The organism is Providencia zhijiangensis, assembly GCF_030315915.2.
GTDB classification, from domain to species: Bacteria; Pseudomonadota; Gammaproteobacteria; order Enterobacterales; family Enterobacteriaceae; genus Providencia; species Providencia zhijiangensis.
Genome location: NZ_CP135990.1, coordinates 1,483,491 through 1,501,349 on the forward strand (window position 1 = coordinate 1,483,491; position 17,859 = coordinate 1,501,349).

The 17,859-nt window shown below is 40.8% G+C and carries 19 protein-coding genes and 1 riboswitch; of the genes, 8 read left to right on the forward strand and 11 right to left on the reverse strand.

From position 1 onward, the window contains the following. Positions 1 to 3: 3 nt before the first annotated feature. On the reverse strand, positions 4 to 423 hold the full coding sequence (locus QS795_RS06695) for a DUF5339 family protein (RefSeq protein WP_154639183.1): 420 nt from the start codon (positions 421 to 423) through the stop codon (positions 4 to 6). Between the two features lie 300 nt (positions 424 to 723). On the opposite strand from QS795_RS06695, the gene map reads away from it, so the two are divergent. Together map and QS795_RS06705 are read left to right on the forward strand one after the other, a co-directional pair. Beyond that, positions 724 to 1,494 carry a type I methionyl aminopeptidase gene (gene map, locus QS795_RS06700; protein WP_154604106.1) on the forward strand — a complete coding sequence of 257 codons (771 nt, stop codon included), beginning with the start codon at positions 724 to 726 and terminating at the stop codon, positions 1,492 to 1,494. Between the two features lie 285 nt (positions 1,495 to 1,779). Next, complete coding sequence (locus tag QS795_RS06705) at positions 1,780 to 2,586, forward strand: bestrophin-like domain (protein WP_181478465.1); 807 nt, start codon at positions 1,780 to 1,782, stop codon at positions 2,584 to 2,586. Positions 2,587 to 2,645: 59 nt separating this feature from the next. Here the strand turns inward: QS795_RS06705 and QS795_RS06710 are convergent, their stop codons facing one another. The 3 genes from QS795_RS06710 to QS795_RS06720 are packed head-to-tail and all read right to left on the reverse strand — an operon-like array spanning position 2,646 to position 4,668. Beyond that, complete coding sequence (locus tag QS795_RS06710) at positions 2,646 to 3,902, reverse strand: PTS ascorbate transporter subunit IIC (RefSeq protein WP_006659411.1); 1,257 nt, start codon at positions 3,900 to 3,902, stop codon at positions 2,646 to 2,648. An 11-nt stretch (positions 3,903 to 3,913) separates the two neighbouring features. Then, positions 3,914 to 4,201 carry a PTS sugar transporter subunit IIB gene (locus QS795_RS06715; protein WP_006659412.1) on the reverse strand — a complete coding sequence of 96 codons (288 nt, stop codon included), beginning with the start codon at positions 4,199 to 4,201 and terminating at the stop codon, positions 3,914 to 3,916. A gap of 20 nt (positions 4,202 to 4,221) precedes the next feature. Beyond that, positions 4,222 to 4,668, reverse strand: a complete 447-nt coding sequence (locus tag QS795_RS06720; RefSeq protein WP_286269416.1) for a PTS sugar transporter subunit IIA — start codon at positions 4,666 to 4,668, stop codon at positions 4,222 to 4,224. Between the two features lie 236 nt (positions 4,669 to 4,904). Here QS795_RS06720 and QS795_RS06725 point away from each other — a divergent pair, with 236 nt between their 5' ends. Next, positions 4,905 to 5,939, forward strand: coding sequence for a LacI family DNA-binding transcriptional regulator (locus QS795_RS06725; RefSeq protein WP_154604103.1), 1,035 nt, complete (start codon positions 4,905 to 4,907; stop codon positions 5,937 to 5,939). Positions 5,940 to 6,162: 223 nt separating this feature from the next. Beyond that, on the forward strand, positions 6,163 to 7,056 hold the full coding sequence (locus tag QS795_RS06730) for an endonuclease/exonuclease/phosphatase family protein (protein ID WP_286269420.1): 894 nt from the start codon (positions 6,163 to 6,165) through the stop codon (positions 7,054 to 7,056). Between the two features lie 54 nt (positions 7,057 to 7,110). Here the strand turns inward: QS795_RS06730 and QS795_RS06735 are convergent, their stop codons facing one another. From QS795_RS06735 to QS795_RS06745, 3 genes are all read right to left on the reverse strand, one after another. Next, on the reverse strand, positions 7,111 to 7,398 hold the full coding sequence (locus tag QS795_RS06735) for a hypothetical protein (protein WP_154604101.1): 288 nt from the start codon (positions 7,396 to 7,398) through the stop codon (positions 7,111 to 7,113). Between the two features lie 521 nt (positions 7,399 to 7,919). After that, positions 7,920 to 9,542, reverse strand: a complete 1,623-nt coding sequence (locus QS795_RS06740) for an FGGY-family carbohydrate kinase (RefSeq protein WP_286269421.1) — start codon at positions 9,540 to 9,542, stop codon at positions 7,920 to 7,922. 36 nt (positions 9,543 to 9,578) lie between these two features. Then, positions 9,579 to 10,307 (reverse strand): SDR family oxidoreductase, encoded by a 729-nt coding sequence (locus QS795_RS06745; protein WP_154604099.1) that lies wholly within the window; start codon positions 10,305 to 10,307, stop codon positions 9,579 to 9,581. 238 nt (positions 10,308 to 10,545) lie between these two features. On the opposite strand from QS795_RS06745, the gene QS795_RS06750 reads away from it, so the two are divergent. Further along, complete coding sequence (locus QS795_RS06750; RefSeq protein ID WP_286269423.1) at positions 10,546 to 11,604, forward strand: LacI family DNA-binding transcriptional regulator; 1,059 nt, start codon at positions 10,546 to 10,548, stop codon at positions 11,602 to 11,604. Positions 11,605 to 11,642: 38 nt separating this feature from the next. On the opposite strand, the gene fetB is transcribed toward QS795_RS06750, so the two are convergent. Next, a complete protein-coding gene (gene fetB / locus QS795_RS06755) occupies positions 11,643 to 12,383 on the reverse strand; it encodes an iron efflux ABC transporter permease subunit FetB (RefSeq protein ID WP_154638938.1) in 741 nt (246 codons plus the stop codon). Positions 12,384 to 12,437: 54 nt separating this feature from the next. Next, positions 12,438 to 13,091 carry an iron efflux ABC transporter ATP-binding subunit FetA gene (gene fetA, locus QS795_RS06760; RefSeq protein ID WP_154638931.1) on the reverse strand — a complete coding sequence of 218 codons (654 nt, stop codon included), beginning with the start codon at positions 13,089 to 13,091 and terminating at the stop codon, positions 12,438 to 12,440. 144 nt (positions 13,092 to 13,235) lie between these two features. After that, a riboswitch (Fluoride riboswitch) is annotated at positions 13,236 to 13,305 on the forward strand. A gap of 108 nt (positions 13,306 to 13,413) precedes the next feature. Here fetA and crcB point away from each other — a divergent pair. From crcB to QS795_RS06775, 3 genes are all read left to right on the forward strand, one after another. Then, positions 13,414 to 13,794, forward strand: coding sequence for a fluoride efflux transporter CrcB (crcB, locus tag QS795_RS06765; protein WP_006659423.1), 381 nt, complete (start codon positions 13,414 to 13,416; stop codon positions 13,792 to 13,794). Positions 13,795 to 14,390: 596 nt separating this feature from the next. Next, positions 14,391 to 15,614, forward strand: coding sequence for a hypothetical protein (locus QS795_RS06770; protein ID WP_154604096.1), 1,224 nt, complete (start codon positions 14,391 to 14,393; stop codon positions 15,612 to 15,614). An 80-nt stretch (positions 15,615 to 15,694) separates the two neighbouring features. Continuing rightward, positions 15,695 to 16,879 carry a M20 family metallopeptidase gene (locus tag QS795_RS06775; protein ID WP_286269429.1) on the forward strand — a complete coding sequence of 395 codons (1,185 nt, stop codon included), beginning with the start codon at positions 15,695 to 15,697 and terminating at the stop codon, positions 16,877 to 16,879. Positions 16,880 to 17,051: 172 nt separating this feature from the next. On the opposite strand, the gene QS795_RS06780 is transcribed toward QS795_RS06775, so the two are convergent. Both QS795_RS06780 and QS795_RS06785 read right to left on the reverse strand, forming a co-directional pair. Beyond that, positions 17,052 to 17,228, reverse strand: a complete 177-nt coding sequence (locus QS795_RS06780; protein WP_108479034.1) for a DUF2526 family protein — start codon at positions 17,226 to 17,228, stop codon at positions 17,052 to 17,054. Between the two features lie 27 nt (positions 17,229 to 17,255). Then, a complete protein-coding gene (locus QS795_RS06785) occupies positions 17,256 to 17,825 on the reverse strand; it encodes a helix-turn-helix domain-containing protein (RefSeq protein WP_286269431.1) in 570 nt (189 codons plus the stop codon). Positions 17,826 to 17,859 lie beyond the last annotated feature (34 nt).

Genomic DNA, 17,859 nt, shown 5'->3' on the forward strand with positions numbered 1-17,859 from the left:
CCGTTATTCAGTGGGTGAGATAGTTTCAATCATAAAATTAAGCCCAGAAATTCCTTTTTCACAGGCTTTATCTTGAAAAATGGAAGGGGCTTTTTCAATTTTACGTTTTAATGCGGCAATTTGATTGGCATAAATATCTGCGCCTGCAATGTCTGGGTTATCTTTTAAATATTCGATAAACACGTCCACATTCTGATAAAAATAGTCACAAGGTTTATCTGTGACATCAATCTTAGACAGATCTTTTAAAGAGTCAGGTAAAATATTATCTTTGGCCAACTCAATATATTCACCGTCTTTCACTTGTTGAATTGCGTTATCCACCTTCGCTTTTAAATTAAATAGCATCACGGCGACAGAGATCAGTGCAATGAGTAAAACAGCATTGGCGGCTAAACTAATACTCAGTAAATATTTTTTCATTGGTTTCCTCAATTTAGTCTCAATAACCGATTCATAACGCAAGAAATTTAAATTTTCTACTTAATAATCTAGCAGCAATGATTCTAGCTGTAACTAAGACAATCCTTGAAGCTTAACAAATCATCACTTATTTACTTTATGCCGTTTTGTGCCTTTCAATAATGGAGCGCTTTAATGGGATGAATTGATACGCTATGATCATACCAATTTATATGCATAGCTAATTTATGTTAAGTCAGATTTTTAGCACGTTATTTAACGAAATGCTGAATACGTGAACGGCAGTTAAAAGGAAACTCAATGGACAATATCACGATTAAAAATGTTGAAGAGATAGAATTAATGCGAGAATCTGGTCGATTACTTGCCAGCGTTTTTAAAATGTTGGATGAGTTTATCGTTCCCGGAATATCCACGATGGAAATTAACGACAAAGTCGAAAGCTATATTGTGAATGAACTTCAAGCGCGTCCTGCCAGTAAAGGCCAATATGGTTATCAATATGTTCTAAATACCTCAATTAATGAAGTTGTTTGCCATGGTGTGCCAAAAATCGATGAAATTTTAAAGCCAAAAGACATTATCAACGTGGATATTACCCTTGAGAAAAATGGCTTTATTGCTGATTCAAGTAAAATGTATGTGATGCCAGAGGCTTCCCCACTAGCCCGAAAATTAGTGAAAGACACCTATAATGCAATGTGGGAAGGGATCAAGCAGGTAAAACCTGGAGCGACGTTAGGTGACATTGGTTCTGCTATCCAACATCATGCGGAATCAAACGGTTATAGCGTCGTTCGCGAATATTGTGGGCACGGCATTGGTCGAAAAATGCATGAGGACCCGCAAGTATTACATTATGGAACCCGTGGACGCGGTGTAGTTCTAAAGGAAGGGATGACATTCACCATTGAACCGATGATCAACCAAGGTGGTATGAAAATAAAAACCAAAAAGGATGGTTGGACGGTCGTGACGCGAGATAAAAAGCTTTCTGCGCAGTCGGAACACACCATTTTGGTCACTAAAGATGGTTATGAAGTACTGACCCTGCGAGACGAAGAACGCTAATCCGACTTAGCTATAATTCGATTTAGTTCTAATACTGTCTACTTCTGATACTGCAAATCGCCATATTTACCATAGATTGAATATGGCGATATTTTTTATTAAGTTAAATTTTATACTTAAATTCTGAAACTATTCATTTATTGATGTCATTTCAACTTCAGTTATCGTTATTGGATAACAGCCCTGAAGCTTATTACCAAAATACTCAACAAAAAGGTAATTTCCATAGATATTCCGGATTTGATCGTGTTATATATCGGCAAATAAATTTTTCTGGTGCCACGCATGTTTAACCTCTCTGAGTTAATTAACGATACACCCATTGATTCTATTCTGTTATTTATTGTCACCTTCATTTTATTAATTATTTCTGCTTATATTGGGAAATATATTTTTAAACGCCGCAGTGCTCATGAAGAACTAGCGGATGATGAGGCTAAAATTATTTTAGGGGCGATTTTGTCGCTATTGGGTCTGTTGATTGGCTTTGTATTATCGATTTCTATCAATGGCTATAACAACCGCCAACAAACAGAAGAAAACGAAGCAATTGCGATTGGAAATGCCTATCAGCGAGCCCAATTACTCAGCGGTGATGAGCGGGCGGAAGCCTCATTGCTTATTCAACAATATCTTGAAGCGCGTATCGAATTTTTTAAATCGGGAGTCAGTGATGAAAACAGCCAATGGCGAATGACATCACTGACTAAACAAGGGCAACTTTGGGAAATTGGTGTGAAGCAGGCTCAAGAATCGCCGAACCCTGTGGTCTCTTCGGTTTTATCGGCATTTGGTGATTTATATGTTTCTCAACAAAAAACCATGGCGAGCTGGCGACACCAAATACCGAATGCTGCTTGGTTCTTACTGATATTTTTCGCTGTCTGCTCGAATGTCCTGATAGGCTATAACATTCGAGGAACAAAAGGTAAAAACTGGCTCATTGTGATTTTGCCATCTTTGACGACATTGGCACTGTTTATGATTGCAGAAATTGATATCCCGGGAGAAGGGGTGATCCACGTTACGCCGGACGATTTACTTTTATTGCAGGACTTCTTATTTAAAGATGGTGCTTGGCTGGGAAAGTAAGTTAGGCAGTGCAGGAATGAAGGAAAACCCTCTGAGTATAAACTCAGAGGGTTGAAGGATTATCGAACGATAATACCTAATAAAATTCCGATAGCGCCGAAGTCGGCATCACTAAAGGTCGTATTTGCAATACCGATGTCACCGAGGACAGGCAGTAAGAATACAGGTAAGAAGGTAATCAACAGACCTTGAGCAAAGGCACCAAGAATCGCACCACGGCGTCCACCTGTTGCGTTACCGAAGACCCCAGCCGCCGCACCCACGAAGAAGTGTGGTACAACACCCGGAATAATTACCGTCATGTTCAGCGCATACAAAACAAACATGCCTAATACACCCGCTGCAAAGCTGCTTAAGAAGCCAACTAATACCGCATTCGGCGCGTAAGGGAAGACCACTGGGCAGTCTAAAGCAGGTTTTGCATTTGGCACCAGTTTGTCAGAGATCCCTTTAAATGCAGGAACGATTTCGGCGATAACCATGCGCACACCTTGCAGAATGATGTAAACACCCGCTGCGAAAGTAATGGATTGCATCAACGAGAACATAAACCAGTTTTTACCGCCGCTCACTTCACGAACAAAATCACTGCCTGCAAACAAACAAGTAATGATAAAGATAATGAACATAGTGAACGAAATAGCCACTGGTGTATCACGCAGGAACAGTAAGCTTTTTGGCACATTCATATCTTCAGTAGAATGTTCTTTATTACCAAATTTGCTACCGATAAAGCCCGCTAACACATAAGAAATCGTGGAGAAGTGACCAATTGCCACATCATCAGAACCAGTGACTTTTTTCATGTACGGGTGTGCGATCGCAGGGAAGAACACCATACAGAAACCCACAATCAGTGAACCAACAGCAACGAGCATGGTTCCTTCCATACCTGCGGTCGCTAAGATAACCGCAATCATCATAGACATGAATAAAGTATGGTGACCTGTCAGGAAGATAAATTTCCATGGGGTCAGGCGAGCAATCAATATATTGATTAACATCGCAAAGAACATGATCATGGCCATTTCACGACCGAAGCTTTTTTGTGCAATAGACACAATCGCTTCGTTGTTCGGCACGACACCATTGATACCAAATGCGTGTTGGAAAATTGCGGAGAAATCACCTAAAGAACTGACAACTAACCCTGCACCGGCACCTAAAATCACAAAACCCATGATAGTTTTGATGGTGCCTTTAATGCATTCAGTGACAGGTTTCTTTTGGGCAATCAGACCGATAAGTGCAATCAGACCAACGAGCACCGCCGGTTCAGAAAGCACATCTTGCATCAGAAAACGAAAGAATTCCATGAAGCCTCCGGTTACATCGCGCCGAGTTTCTGTAAAGCTACGCTCAGACGTTCTTTCATCGCGACTTTATCAATCATATTTTCTAGAGCAACAATTTCGCCGCCAACTTGTTGAGCAACTAATTGTTCTGCGATATCGGTGGTGCCGACAAAAATATCACTCACAGTGCCTTTTGCAGAGCCTAAGTCAACGTGGTCAACATCAGCCGCAACTTGCAGATCTTTTAAAATTGTCTTGATGCTCATTTCCATCATCAGACTTGTACCTAAACCATTTCCACAAACAACAGTGATTTTCATAATATTTACCTATGACTCAATTATTCATATTTAGCGATGATATTAAGGATGTCATCTACGTTTTCTGATTGCATGATGCTATCAATATCTTCTTGGTTATCAAAAAGTTCAGCCAGTTTTGCAATCACGCCGATGTGGCTGTTGCTGTCTGTTGCTGCAAGAACAATCAATAACTTAATTGGATCGTTACCTTCTGAACCAAACTCAACCCCTTGTTTAATGACCGTTAAACCGAGAGATAACTGGTTAACACCGTCTTCAGGGCGGGCATGTGGCATTGCAATGCCCGGGCCTAATACATAGTAAGGGCCGATTTTTTCGTGGGATTGAATGATGGCATCAATATAACGAGGTTCGATGAATTTATTATTAATTAAGGGATTACAGGCAATTTTTATTGCATCACGCCAGTCATTGGCGCGGTCAACCACCTGAACCACATTCGGGGTTAGTAACGTAGTTAGCATTGGCTTGGCTCCTGGTAAAAAAGAAATTCTATTAGATGTTTTAGTAATGGAATGAATAGTAGTGATCTATGGTAGCGCTATCTAGCTGAATTATTCATTTTCGTGATAGCGCTATCATTTTGGCTAAATATCGTTAATAAAATCATTTTTAGTGCATTTGGCAGTTAATTAACAAATCGGAGCTGTGATAAGTTATCGTCGTTGAATAATAAGTTTAGACGAAACAAAGTAATTTCATGCAGAAAACCCGAAAAAGAAAGAATACAGGCAGAGTCACATTGCAAGACGTCGCGAAATATGCGGGAGTCGGTTCAATGACGGTATCACGTGCTTTGCGGACACCGGAGTTAGTCTCGGATAAATTGAGGGAGAAAATCAATGAAGCTGTTGAGGAGCTCGGTTACATTCCCAATTCCGCTGCGGGCATTTTAGCGTCAGGTCAAAGCCGCACAATCGCAGTGTTGATCCCATCATTACGAGACAATGCAAGCTCAGTTTTTCTGCAAGCTTTACAAGAAGTCTTGAACAAAAATAATTATCAAGTTGTGATTGGTAGTCACGATTATCAGCATAAAAAAGAGTCTGAGGTGTTACTCACGCTGTTGCAAAGTAGCCCCGCCGCATTGGTGATTTTTGGTGCAATGAATTCTGAAAGTGCTTTGGGGACTCTGAATAATTTGCCGATCCCCGTCATCAATGTGACAGGGGATCCTGCTCATCGTTTTACACTCAATATAAAAAATAATTTAGGGGAAGCCGTCAGTTTCCTAACGCATTATTTATTGCAAAAAGGCCATCAGCGTATTGGTTATATTGGTGCTCAGATGGACAGCAAAATGCAGGGGCAGCAACTGAGTGGCTGGAATAACACCCTGTTAAAGCATAACTTAAGTGCTGAGCAAAGCATTACGACGCCTTATGTGGCAACCATGGACTTTGGTCGGCAGGCGATTAGCGAAATGTTGACCCGTCAACCAGAATTAGAGGCCGTGATTTGTAGCCATGAAATGATAGCCTTAGGGGTCATGTTTGAGTGTCAGCGGCGGCTAATCAAAATTCCAAAGATGCTGGCGGTGGTGTGCGTTGAAGGGTCGGAAAATTGCGATCATATTCATCCATCGCTAACATCTGTGCGCATTGATTACAGTAAAATGGCGCGGGATACCGCGAAAAAACTCTTAAAATGGTTAGGGGATACTGAAGAAAGCTTTGCCGATATTCAGGATGAAATTGTCTTCCCTTATAAATTTGAGGCAAGGCAAAGTGGCTAGAAATCACTGTATTTGTTGCACTACATTGTGTATTGGGTCACAGAATCACGTAAAGATTAAAAGTTATTTTTAATCTCGAAATAAGAATGCCGTAGAGGTCACTGTTTATTTATCTTTCTGTGCTAATTTCCTCATTATATCTATCGTGCATGCTCGGATTTTATGCAGAAATAGATGCTTTGTTTAACTTGAATATCGTTATTACACAGGGGATAAGTACATTATGAAATCAATAAAAACACTCATATCTGCCGCAATTTTAGTTTCGTGTGGCGCGACGGCTGCAACAACTGGTTCTGAAGTTTTAATGGTGCAAAATGGCGGAACGCCGAATAAGGTGTATTCTGCAAATAAACCAACGATCAAAGTTGCTACTTATAATATTGGTAAAAATGAGCTGGCGGCAGATGTCGCTAATTTAGATGAATTGAGCAAAGCGATCGCTAAGATTGATGCGGATGTTATTGTCTTAACTGAAATTGATAATAAAACTGCGCGCAGTAAGAAAGTGAACCAATTAGAGGAAATTGCCAAAGCGAACAAAATGGATTTTGCATTTGGTAAGGCACTTGATTTTGATGGTGGTGAATATGGTGTAGGAATTTTATCAAAATATAAAATTGAGAAATCCCAAGTCGTGAATTTGCCATCTGGCGGAGCAGAGCAACGGGTGGTGTTATTATCACAAATTACAAAGCCTGGCTTTGATTCCCCCATTATTATCATGGGAACTCACTTAGACTGGCAGAAAGATCCTACCATCCGCATTGGCCAAGTTCGCCATATTCTCGATGCGACGATTGGTGATACCGAAACCGGTTTTGATAATATTGCTGCCTCTATCAAGATTCTTGCCGGGGATTTCAACTCAACCGCCAAAGAGCAACCTATTCAGGAAATCAACTATTTTTGGGATCCAGTTGAGAAAAAAGGGGTTAATTATCGCACATGGCCTGCGGTTAACCCTGCCATTGATATCGACCATATCTTTACCTATAAAGGCCAAGTATGGGATGTGAAAACCATGACAATTCCAACAGACAGTAAAGACTTTCAATGGTCAAAAGTCAGTGACCATTTGCCTGTTATTGCAGAACTTGAGTTACAAGAACAGTAAGTTATTGGGATAGTGGACAGGCCTCTATTTGAGGTCTGTTTTTACTTGAATCACTTACTTTTGCAGTAATTTTTGACGTTGAATATAGCGGACTTGCGCTATTCCTAAGTACTCTTCTATAGCGGCGTAAATACGTGAGCTTAATGCGTGAAAATCCGCTTCACTTTCTAAGGCAGCTTTAGTTAATGCAATGAATTCATGCATAAATTCTTTAATTGTTGAGAATTTATTGGCGACGTTTTCATAGTAAAATTGGTAAACATAGGACTCTTGAGAATGGCTGAGTTCGGTATTATTTTTGATGTTGTTGGTTGCCAGCAACAGTAGTTGTGTATTTGTCATGATGGGTCCTATTTTTGTTTTTTTGAATAGTACACAAGTTACTATAAATCTTTTATCAAAATTAGTCGGATAATTTTAGTTTTTGGTTTTTAAATTAACCCTAAAATTGTATTTTCTATTATATCATTATGTTAGCAATTTATTTCTTGGAAAGAATATTGAAGGGTGAAAGTCATAATTTAACCCCTGTAATTATTAATGAAATTCTATCATATTAAAAAATATGAAAATAAATATCTCATCAGATGATCTCTCTGGTAAATCTTAGCTTTCCCTTGTTTTCTGCGTGTAGGGAGCGTGTTTTCGATGTTCTATATCATGTGTTAGTACGTCTATTTCATATGTATCTAATAACTATTTATATTCTTTTTTATTTTAATTATAATAATTATTATTAATTCTAAAATTCAATGTTAATTAATTATTTTTTCATTGTTTTAATTTTATTTAATTTTTTATTAAAGATAATAAAAAGGGATAAATAAAACTTATCCCTTTGGTTGACTATTTAAATTCGCCAATTAACCTTTTAGTTCTCTCGCACATTGTTGTAAATGCTGGAAAGAAGTAAATCGAGTTTGATGATGTAATTTAAATTGCTCATTAGGTTGATACGTTAAATCAATATTTGCAAATTGAGCCATTGCTTGTGCGACATTCTCGCAAACATCCCCGGCGACGGCTCCCAAAATAGCAGAGCCCAATAATACAGGTTCATCCGCTTGAGTTGAAATCACCGGAACACCACAGGTATCAGCTAGGAGTTGACGGATCAGCGGGTGTTGACCGGCGCCACCACTGATAGCGATATTTTGGATAACAGCACCTGATTGTGCCTGAGCATCAATGATTTGTCGTAATCCATAGCCAATACTGCAAACACCGGCGGTATAGAATGCAAGTAAGTTATCAAAGCTGTTATCCATCGTTAAGCCTGCAATGATGGCTTTCGCGTGGGGATCGGCGAAAGGAGCTCTATTGCCTAAAAACTCAGGAACAATATGAATACCTTTAGCTAATTCAACTGCTTGAGATGGGGTACCTGATTTTTCTAATACTTTATCCGCCAGCATAACGGGTAATGATTTGCCTTGCTCTTTTGCCATCACTTTGGCTTGTGCAGCCATCGGATGTAAAGAAAGTAGTTGGTCAATTGCCGCACCAGCAGCACTTTGCCCACCTTCGTTGAGCCACATACCCGGTACCATTGCTGAATAATAGGGGCCCCAAACACCAGGGATAAACACGGGCTCTTGGGTGGTGGTCATCGTGCAGGAAGACGTACCGAAAACATACGCCATATTTGCAGTTGCATCACCATTCACCCCAACTGTGCCAATTCCACCAGCATGAGCATCAATCATTCCTGCGGCAACTGGTGTCCCAACTAACAATCCCATTTGTTCAGCAGCTTGGGCAGTTAAGCCGCTTCCATTTGGTGTGCCTGGTTCGACAATTTCCTGACCAATGCGAGCAAAGTTTTCATCCGCTAATTCAGCGAGACCAATTTGGCGAAAATAGTCAGCATCCCAGCGTTTTTCATGGGCCAAATAAGTCCATTTACAGGTTACTGTGCATGTAGAACGCGCTAAAGAACCCGTTGATTTCCACGTTAGGAAATCTGCTAAATCAAAAAATTGCCACGTATTATCATAAGCTTGGCGGCGATTCTCCTTTAGCCAAAGAATTTTTGGGGTTTCCATTTCAGGGGAAATCTTGCCGCCAACATAATTCAATACCGGGTGTTTTAGGCTATTGATGCGCTCAGCTTGTTCTGTGGCACGGTGATCCATCCAAACAATAATATTGCGTTCAGGATCTTCACTTGGACTGACGGAAATAGGTTGCTGGTTTTTATCTAAAACAACCAGAGAGCAGGTCGCATCAAAACCAATTCCTGCGACACGTTTCGCATCAATTTTGGCATCTGCCATTGCATGTTTCACACAATAACAAACGGCATTCCAGATTTCGTTACTTGATTGCTCTGCGAAATTGGCACCATCACGATAGAGCGTAATATCGTGTTTAACAGACGCAAGCATGTTGCCACTCAGATCAAAAATACCTGCACGCGCGCTGCCTGTACCGACATCAATACCAATGACGACGTCGTCATTTTTACTTTGCGTAGGGCTGTTCATATGTCCTCCCACAATCTTTATGGTTATCGGTAAAAATTAAAGGTCAACGCTGTTTGGTAGGATCACAAGATCACGGATGGTGATATTTCTTGGACGAGTTAACATAAATAGAACCGCTTCAGCGACTTCGATAGGTTGCATTAAGCTGCCATTGGCTAATGCTTCGTCCATTTTTTCTTTTGGCCAGTCATCCAATAATGCGGTGACAACAGGTCCTGGTAATACAGCACCAACGCGAACACCGTATTGAGACACTTGGCGGCGAGTTGAATGGACAAACGCTTGAACTGCAAATTTAGATGCGGTGTAGATAGGTTCCCAAATCACGGGCACCATCCCTGCGATTGAACTAGTAAACAGGACATCCCCTGATTTTTGCTCAATAAAGTGTGGGAGAACGGCGCGCACGCTGCGAAATGCGGCATTGATGTTGAGGTTTAATACTTTATCCCAAACATCAGGGTCGCCTTCTGCGACTGGGCCACCGATATACGCGCCTGCGTTAGCATGGAAAATATCTAAGCGACCCGCTTTGGCTAAAATAGCATCTAACATGCCATCCACTTGTTCTGGCTTCATTAAATCAACAACCAGAGGAATTGCATTGTCGCCTAGTTCGGCAACTAACTGATTTAATCGGTCTTCGGCACGGTCAATTAAAACAACTTTCGCGCCAGCTTTGAGTAGGGTACGTGCGCACTCAAGTCCAATACCAGAAGCCGCACCTGTGATGGCGGCAACTTTGTTTTCTAATGAGATAGCCATGATGTTCACTCCGGATAAGTTAGTTAATCAATAGAGAAGTCAAACTGAGTATTAGAAATTAATGTAATTTTAATAAGTTACGAGGGGATTTGGCGGAATGTATTCAGTGAGTGAGAATGCAGGCAAATCGCCATATCAACTCGATTCTAGGTTAATTTCGATGTCGCTCAATCGATGGAGCAGTATTGCGACTTTTACGCTTTGGTGTCAAGCTAGGAAAAAATGGAGGCATAAATTTGTGAGCAAGATCAGACAAAACAAGAAAACCACGATCTATGACCTTGCAGAATTGGCAGGGGTTTCAGCCAGTGCCGTTAGCGCTGTATTGAATGGAAATTGGCAAAAAAGACGTATTAGTGCCCAATTAGCTGAAAAAATTATGCGAATAGCGCAGGAGCAAAACTATTCGGTGAATAAGCAAGCGAGTCTATTACGTAGTAATAAATCCAAAATTATTGGGATGTTGGTTCCTAAATACGATAACCGTTATTTTGGGTCGATTGTGGAGCATTTCGAGGAGATGGCGCGTGAACGTGGGCTATTTCCTATCATTACCTGTACACGCCGTGATCCTCAATTAGAGTTAGAAGCCGCAAAGGCAATGCTCTCATATCAAGTGGATTGGTTGATATCAACGGGGGCAACCGATCCTGATAAAATTACACAAATCTGCCACGCATCAGGTGTACCGACACTCAATTTAGACTTACCCGGCACCTTGGCACCTTCGGTGATTTCCGATAATTATCATGGTGCAAAGCAGTTAACGCTCAATATTTTGCGCCAAAGGCAGCAACGAGCCGCATCGTCAGAATCACTGGTGTTTGTGGGAGGGCGAGAAGAGGAGCATAACACTCGAGAGCGAATTCGAGGATTTATCGATGCTCATAATTCCTTGAATATAGAGGTTCCTCAACATCATATTTTGACTTGTGGTTATGCGCCAGAAAAAGCCGAACGGGCACTCTCGACATATTCTTCGCAGCATTCATTTTTACAAAAAGACACTCCGCAAGACCCTCAATATATTGAACTTTGTGGGCTATTCGTCAACTCGACTATCTCATTAGAAGGAGTGATGAGGTGGTTAATGAAAGAGGGGCACACAGGCGCGCATCAGCCGCCGATGGGGTGTTTTGACTGGGATCCGTTTGTCGCATTACTTGGGAATGATATTGAGATGGTTAAACAGGATGTTCCCGCTATGCTAGAACAAATTTTTACCTTGATAGAATCGGGAGAAAGCCAGCCTCAGCTTATTGAGGTGATGCCTGTCATGGTCGGAAAAACAAAATAAAATCAGGCTTAAGGCAGAAATGTTAAGCCTGATTTGGTCTAGTTAATGTTTTTATTTAAAGCATCTAAACGCAATTGATGGCGTTGATTATAAAACTTCACGTAGGTTAAATACCCAGCCAAAATTGTGGATAAACTTGCTGTCGCTAACAGCATAAATGTCACCATAATTTGGTATTTAACTGCCTGTAAAGGATCGACTCCCGCAAAAATAAGCCCTGACATCATGCCAGGTAAACTCACGATCCCAACCGTCTTAGCAGAATCCACCGTAGGGATTAATGATGCGCGAATACTTTCGCGAATAATGGATGCTGAAGCAATTTTAGGCGTCGCCCCTAAACTGAGCATTTCTTGAATTTGCTGTTGTTGGCTATTAAAGCGCTGTCCTAAGTTATTGAAGCAAAGTCCGACGGCAATCATGGCATTCCCGGCAATCATCCCTGTAATTGGGATCACTTGCATTGGGGTAAACGCGATGGCTTCAGTGAGGATTAATACCAGCAAGGTTAAAAACGTACCTGAAGTAATCGCAATTAACGCGGTTGGAAATAGCTTATCGAGGTATTTACTGCGCTTTTTGGCATTCCACGCGGCGTTAAAACAGATAAATAGCACCAATAAAACTGTGAGTGCTTTATGGTCGACATGGAAAATATATTTGAGGATATAGCCGGCAATTAATAGTTGAACAATGGCGCGACATGTACTCCAGATAATATCTTTTTCAAGAGAGAGTTTCTCTTTATGGCTAATAAAAATAGCCACTAAGACTAACATGATAGAAAAGGCGAGCGACTCATTGGAAATAGTAGGTTGATGCACGGTTAATTCCTATTTTTCGCTATGGTGTATGGGGAGGGTAATAATATCGTCAGCATGGCCAATTTCATCCTGGTCATGAGTCACCCAGAGGACGGCAATATTATTCTTGACCGCTAATTGATGAATAAGCTCATTCACTTTGATTTTATTTTGTTCATCTAAGGCGCTGGTGATTTCATCCAGTAATAATATTTTCGGAAGAAATTGCAAATTACGGATCAATGAGACCCGCTGTTTTTCTCCGCCTGAAAGCTCATTAATGCCTTTTTCTAGTATGGTATCCGGCAGTGAAAAATAGCTTAAATCATCAAGGATTTTTTGCTTATCAAATGGCTGATTGCGTATTTGATAAGGAAAAAAGAGATTGTCATACACGGTATTGCCAAAAAGTGCAGGAGTTTGAGTGCAATAGGAGACTTCTTGGCGGTATTTCTCTGGCGCAATTGCGTTGATGTTTTCGCCGGCAAAGAGGATTTCACCGCAACTTGGTGGGATGAGTGAAGAGACAATTTTTAATAATGTACTTTTGCCACAACCAGAAGGGCCCGTGATCAATTTAAATTCACCGGGGTATAGGTCAATTTGCACATTATCTAAAATTATCTTCTGACCAACCTGAAAACCGATATTCTTAAGTTGTAATAAGGGCTGTTTTGTTTCCATATTTGACCTAATCCATCTAATTCTATTATCGATATTGCGGGTATTATGCGCCAATTTAGGGTAAATAGACACCGCGTTATCTGGAATAGGCTTGGCAAATTAGATTTGCATGAAGAAAATAGTTGCCTTATTATTTTAATCAACGTCTTGTTAGGAGATGGCATTCCTCCTAGTTTAACCGTCCTTGATGTGGACTGATGATGCCTACGTAAACCTTTTCATTTGAATGGGCACGTAGGTTATGTGCCCGAATTTAGGGCATAAATGTCTGCAGGAGCTTTTCCTTGCATTTATTCCCATCTAACTTGTAAGGAAAGTGGCAATGTACGCATCTCTCATTTCTATTGCTTTAGGTTCCGTTTTAGGTGGCTGGTTAAGATGGTTGATTGGGTTAAAGCTGAATAACCTGCACCCTCACATTCCATTTGGTACTGTTTTCGTCAATTTAGTTGGCGGTTTTATCATTGGTTTTGCTGTCTCTTACTTTGCGAGCGCGAATATTAATCCCGCCTATAAACTGTTTATTGTCACGGGCTTTTGTGGCGCATTCACCACGTTTTCAACATTTTCTCTGGAAGTGTTGGTGATGTTGCAAGAAGGAAAGTTGGTGGTGGCATTTAGCACAATCGCAATTCATGTTCTCGGCGCTTTATTATTTACCTTACTCGGTATGTTGTGCCATAACATGCTCTCTCAAGGATAATGGGCTTTAATTAAGTATCTATTTCCCATCTATTATTTTCGTACGATTAATCGCCTATTTGCGGATGTGAATAGGCGATTTTTGTTTCTATTTTGAGCAAAAAAAGAGGATCGCGAAATAAAGCAGAATATATTACTAACTATGATAATGAGCCTTTTTTATCATGATATAACTGCATCAAAATTGTGAAAGCATAAAAATATATTGCAGGGCAATAGATTATAAATTTATCGTTTCCCCTACACTGAAAAAGTATGAATTATCATCAAATATAACACATAAAACATATCCTATTAAAAACAGTTCTAAATACGAAATAATCGTTCTGTATTTTCATTCTATCCCCTCATATATGACTTTTTAATCTACGATTTTTTACTAGTGTATTTTCAAGCTTACACTGTAACTTAATCTATACATCTATTTATTCAATGTTATGATGAAATTGTTGTTTAAATGTAATGGCTTGGATGGATATGTGCCATTTGGCTTTATTTCGTTCTTTATTTTGAATGAATAAATCTGACATATCAAAATTAATGGATTAAATAACTAAAACAGAAATAAATAAAAATAATAAATGCGGGGAAAAACTTATGTCACAAATGTTAGCTCTGTTATTAATTGTCGGGATACTGTACATCGGGGATGCCATTGCAGTACGAACAAAAGCGTGGATCCCATCGGTGTTTGTTTGCGCGGTATTATTCCTTTTAGGTTATTGGACATTCTTTCCTAAAGATATTGTGAGCATTGCGGGAATACCAAAAGTTGTCGCCGTGATGCTGATGTATTTACTCATTACAAATATGGGTACATTGCTCTCATTGAAAGAACTTTTACACCAATGGAAGACTATCTTAATTTCGTTATCCGGTATTTTGGGGATCATAGTCTTTATTTACGGGGTAGGTTTAGCGCTATTTGATTTAAATACAGTATTAGTGGCAATCCCGCCATTAGTCGGTGGCATTGTCTCTTCATTAATTATGTCAAAAGGTGCCGCGGAAGCTGGGCTGGTGGATCTCTCGGTATTTGCCATCTTAATTTATGTAATGCAAGGTTTTGCCGGTTATCCGCTAACGGCCATTATGTTGAAGCGTGAAGGTCGCCGCGTGCTTGAGCAATATCGCAGTGGTACATGGAAAGAGTCATTGGCTGTTGACGGTGCAGATGATGTGGAAGTCAAAACACTGGCATCTGAAAGTGCGATGCCTCGCATGTTCAAGCGAATTCCGAGTCACTATAACACCAGTTATTTCCAATTTTTACGCTTAGTGGTGGTGGGGTATCTCGCCTATTTAGTTTCTACCGTTGCCGCGCCTTATGTCAGTATCAGTCCCTTTGTTTTGTGCTTATTATTTGGTGTTATTGCCTCGTCAATGGGCTTTTTAGAAAGGCAGCCATTGCAAAAAGCGAACGGTTTTGGCTTTGCTATCATGGCATTAATGCTATTTATCTTTGATACGTTAAATCATGCGACACCAGATATGTTGTTGAGATTGGTCTACCCAATGGTGGTGTTGATCGTGGCAGCGGTCATCGGCATGTTTATCGCGTCTTGGATTGTTGGAAAAATTCTAGGTGTATCAAAGGAGATGGCTTTCGCGGTCTCATTGACGGCACTGTATGGTTTCCCTGCGGATTATATCATTACCAATGAAGCCATTAATGCACTGACCAAAGATGAAAAGGAGCGTCAGATTTTAACTAGCCATATGTTAGGGCCAATGCTAGTTGGTGGTTTTATCTCTGTCACGATGGTTTCCGTGGTATTAGCGGGGATTATGGTCGCCTACATTGTGCCTGTTGCGGCATAACGATAAATAGAATATTAGAATTTAACACGCTGAAAAATAATAGTTTAATAAAGCGAAAAGAATAGAAAAAGGACAGGACAATGGTTAATAACAGCATCACAGCATCCATTAAAAAACACACAGAAGCGATGATTACTTTTCGTCGCGACCTTCACTCACATCCAGAATTGCCTTTTGAAGAAGTGAGAACCACGAAGCGTATTGCTGAAGAATTGGCAAAAATTGGTATTGAGTATCGCCTCACTGAACCTACCGGAATTATTGCGGACATTAAAGGCGGTAAACCCGGAAAGACGGTTGCCTTACGTGCGGATATCGATGCATTGCCCGTTCAGGAATTGAATGATTCCCTTGAGTATAAATCGACAAATAAAGGGAAGATGCACGCGTGTGGGCATGATGCACATACTGCGATGTTATTAACCGCAGCCAAAGCGTTACATGAAGTGCGCGATGAGTTGAAAGGAAATATTCGCCTGATTTTTCAACCGGCTGAAGAAATAGCGCAGGGCGCTAAAGCGATGGTAAAACAAGGCGCGGTGGATAATGTCGACAACGTGTTTGGTATGCATATTTGGTCTACGACGCCTTCAGGAAAAGTATCGTGTAATGTCGGCGGGACATTCGCCTCTGCGGACTTATTGGTCGTGAAATTTAAAGGGCGTGGTGGACACGGTTCGATGCCGGAAGCGACTGTTGATGCTGCAATCGTTGCCTCATCATTTGTGATGAATTTGCAAGCGGTGGTTTCCCGTGAAACTTCTTCGCTAGACTCAGCCGTTGTGACTATCGGAAAAATGGACGTGGGCACCCGATTTAACGTGATTGCAGAAAATGCGGTACTGGATGGAACGGTACGTTGCTTTGACATTGAAACCCGTACTCGCATTGAAGCGGCGATCCGTCGTTATGCCGAACATACTGCCGCAATGTACGGCGCTACCGCTGAAGTGGATTATATCTATGGTACGCTGCCTGTGATTAACGAAGAGCGCAGTGCATTATTGGCGCAGTCGGTGATCAGTGAAGCGTTTGGTGAAAATGCATTAATGGCAGAAAGACCCACACCAGGCGGGGAAGATTTCAGCTTTTATATGGAAAACATTCCGGGGTGTTTTGCATTATTAGGTTCAGGTAACCCAGAAAAAGATACTCAATGGGCGCATCACCACGGCTGTTTTAATATTGATGAAGATGTGATGGCATCAGGCGCAGAACTGTATGCGCAATATGCGTGGTCTTATTTGCAGCAAGATAAGTTTTAATAAAAGAATGAGATTTAATGCAGTAAATAATCTGTTCGGGTTTCACGACATCATAATCGATTATTAAATTAAGCCTGAGCAATAAATAGATTGCTCAGGCTTTTCTTTTGTATTTTAAATCGAGATATGAACCGCCAAATCCCATTTAATTAAACGCTAATTGGGAATTTTATTACGAATTATGGTGAACAAAAATAGCGTCTCTAAGACGTTGTTGCAGCTCGAAGCGTTGTTCTTGGGTAAGCTTATCATCATGAGAAAGCTGCATTAGCATTTCATTCATATTATGAACGGAGTTTTCATCCAGCAATAAGGCGACTTTGTTTGTTATTTCTTGATAGTAATTCACAGCAAATCCTCCAGCTTATTGGGCTAATTAATTCTGTTTATCAATCACCATGACTGCCATGGTGTTGGGTTCAAGCGCGCGCATAATGTGGGGTTCATCACCTCTATAATGAATATAGTCACCGACATTGAGCTCAACAGGGTTGTCGAGTGGTCCAACTAATGCTCGACCTGACATCAAAATAATATGCTCAGTGACATCATGCATATGGGGCTCTGAAACGCGGTCTCGACCGGGTTGAGCGATAACCGTATAAATATCTCGCTGAGAATTAGAGGGCGCAGAAGAGAGCAAATAGGCCAAATAGTTGGCGTGCTCTGCACTTACTGGGGTGCCTTCGCCATGGCGGATCACCGTCACTGCTGCGCGTTTTTCTTCAATTAAACGGGAAAAAGGGATATCCAGAGCAACACATAATGCCCATAGGGTTTCAATGCTGGGATTGCCGCTACCGGCTTCCAATTGGGATAGTGTGGATTTAGCTATTCCCGCTTTACGCGCAAGTTCAGAGAGAGAAAGCCCACTTTTTTGCCTTTCACAAGCCAATGATTTTGAGATTAATTCGATAGGGGGCGTGAATAAGGTCAACTTTAACATCCTATTTGATTGCACTTAGCCTAAAGTAACGACA

Bases quoted from the DNA above. Each gene is read 5' to 3' on its own strand.
- QS795_RS06695 (WP_154639183.1), bottom strand. From the start codon at position 423: ATGAAAAAATATTTACTGAGTATTAGTTTAGCCGCCAATGCTGTTTTA.
- map (WP_154604106.1), top strand. From the start codon at position 724: ATGGACAATATCACGATTAAAAATGTTGAAGAGATAGAATTAATGCGA.
- QS795_RS06705 (WP_181478465.1), top strand. From the start codon at position 1,780: ATGTTTAACCTCTCTGAGTTAATTAACGATACACCCATTGATTCTATT.
- QS795_RS06710 (WP_006659411.1), bottom strand. From the start codon at position 3,902: ATGGAATTCTTTCGTTTTCTGATGCAAGATGTGCTTTCTGAACCGGCG.
- QS795_RS06715 (WP_006659412.1), bottom strand. From the start codon at position 4,201: ATGAAAATCACTGTTGTTTGTGGAAATGGTTTAGGTACAAGTCTGATG.
- QS795_RS06720 (WP_286269416.1), bottom strand. From the start codon at position 4,668: ATGCTAACTACGTTACTAACCCCGAATGTGGTTCAGGTGGTTGACCGC.
- QS795_RS06725 (WP_154604103.1), top strand. From the start codon at position 4,905: ATGCAGAAAACCCGAAAAAGAAAGAATACAGGCAGAGTCACATTGCAA.
- QS795_RS06730 (WP_286269420.1), top strand. From the start codon at position 6,163: ATGAAATCAATAAAAACACTCATATCTGCCGCAATTTTAGTTTCGTGT.
- QS795_RS06735 (WP_154604101.1), bottom strand. From the start codon at position 7,398: ATGACAAATACACAACTACTGTTGCTGGCAACCAACAACATCAAAAAT.
- QS795_RS06740 (WP_286269421.1), bottom strand. From the start codon at position 9,542: ATGAACAGCCCTACGCAAAGTAAAAATGACGACGTCGTCATTGGTATT.
- QS795_RS06745 (WP_154604099.1), bottom strand. From the start codon at position 10,307: ATGGCTATCTCATTAGAAAACAAAGTTGCCGCCATCACAGGTGCGGCT.
- fetB (WP_154638938.1), bottom strand. From the start codon at position 12,383: ATGTTAGTCTTAGTGGCTATTTTTATTAGCCATAAAGAGAAACTCTCT.
- fetA (WP_154638931.1), bottom strand. From the start codon at position 13,091: ATGGAAACAAAACAGCCCTTATTACAACTTAAGAATATCGGTTTTCAG.
- crcB (WP_006659423.1), top strand. From the start codon at position 13,414: ATGTACGCATCTCTCATTTCTATTGCTTTAGGTTCCGTTTTAGGTGGC.
- QS795_RS06770 (WP_154604096.1), top strand. From the start codon at position 14,391: ATGTCACAAATGTTAGCTCTGTTATTAATTGTCGGGATACTGTACATC.
- QS795_RS06775 (WP_286269429.1), top strand. From the start codon at position 15,695: ATGGTTAATAACAGCATCACAGCATCCATTAAAAAACACACAGAAGCG.
- QS795_RS06785 (WP_286269431.1), bottom strand. From the start codon at position 17,825: ATGTTAAAGTTGACCTTATTCACGCCCCCTATCGAATTAATCTCAAAA.